This window comes from Pseudomonas sp. DD1, assembly GCF_044510355.1.
Classification (GTDB): Bacteria; Pseudomonadota; Gammaproteobacteria; order Pseudomonadales; family Pseudomonadaceae; genus Aquipseudomonas; species Aquipseudomonas shahriarae.
Genome location: NZ_MSAJ01000027.1, coordinates 1 through 1,231, shown reverse-complemented (window position 1 = coordinate 1,231; position 1,231 = coordinate 1). Strand labels below are relative to the sequence as shown.

Annotated in this window: 1 protein-coding gene; it reads right to left on the bottom strand. The window is 53.1% G+C overall.

Annotation, left to right across the window (positions count from 1 at the left end; genetic code table 11):
- Positions 1-18 precede the first annotated feature (18 nt).
- Positions 19-1,169, bottom strand: a protein-coding gene (locus tag PSFL_RS16440; RefSeq protein ID WP_198792869.1) for an IS3-like element ISPsy29 family transposase whose coding sequence is annotated in 2 segments (ribosomal slippage) — positions 19-935 and positions 935-1,169 — 1,152 coding nt in all. Because the reading frame shifts where the segments join, the coding sequence is not laid out codon by codon here.
- Positions 1,170-1,231: the final 62 nt, after the last annotated feature.

Sequence of the window (1,231 nt, the reverse complement as noted above, 5' to 3'; positions counted from 1 at the left end):
TGAATCGCCCCGGATTCTCTAGACACCTTGCAAGCTCATTGCGTAACGCTTTTCAAACTCTACCGGTGACAGTTGATTGTTGAAACCATGGCGGCGTTTTGGGTTGTAGAACATCTCGATGTAATCGAACACATCACTACGAGCATCTTGCCGTGAGGTGTAGATTTTCCGCTTGATTCGTTCCCGTTTCAGAAGCTGGAAAAAGCTCTCAGCCACGGCGTTGTCATGACAATTGCCTCGGCGGCTCATGCTGGCAACCAAATTGTTTGCCTTCAAAAAACTGCGCCAATCGGAGCTACTGTACTGGCTGCCCTGGTCGGAGTGAACCATCACCTCTTGTTTCGGTTTTCGCCTCCAAACCGCCATCAATAACGCATCAATGGCCAAATCACTGGTCATCTGCGACTTCATTGACCAGCCAACGACCTGACGGGAAAACAGATCCAGCACCACCGCCAAATACAGCCAGCCTTCATACGTACGAATATAGGTGATGTCGGTGACCCAAACCTTGTTGGGTTCCACGACATCGAACTGGCGCTTCAGCAAATTGGGTGAGGCGACCGCTGGCTTACCGCCGTACTTTCCAGGGCGACGTCGATACCCTGTCTGAGAGCGCAGACCTTCAAGACGCATCAACCTCGCCACACGATGCCGACCACAATCTTCACCGACCTCGCGCAGGTCGTCATGGATTTTGCGATAGCCATAAACTCCGCCGCTCTCCAGCCACGAGTGCTTGATCAAACCCAGCAATCGCTGGTCGTCTTTAGCGCGTGCAGATTGCGGCTCAGACAACCAAGCGTAATAACCACTGGGATGGACTTTCAGCGTCAGGCAAAGCCGTCGAATGGAATAGTCGCCCGCTCGCTGCTTGATAAAGGCGTACTTCAACCGCACTCCTTGGCAAAGTACGCGGCGGCCTTTTTTAAGATGTCTCGCTCTTCGGTGACCCGCTTGAGTTCGGCTCGCAGACGACGCAGTTCAGCGTGCTGATCATCATCCTGCTGCCGTTCTTGTTGAGGTTTGCTGTAGCGCTTTATCCAGGCATAGAGGCTATGCGTCGACACGCCAAGACGCGCCGCCACATCAGCGACAGGCAGCCTCTTTTCGGTCACTTGATTGACTGCTTGGATTTTGAATTCTTCGGGGTAACGCGGGTTGCTCATGGCACCTCCTAATAGGCCTCAGTTTAAGGCAAAGAGGTGTCTACGAAACCCGGAGCGATTCA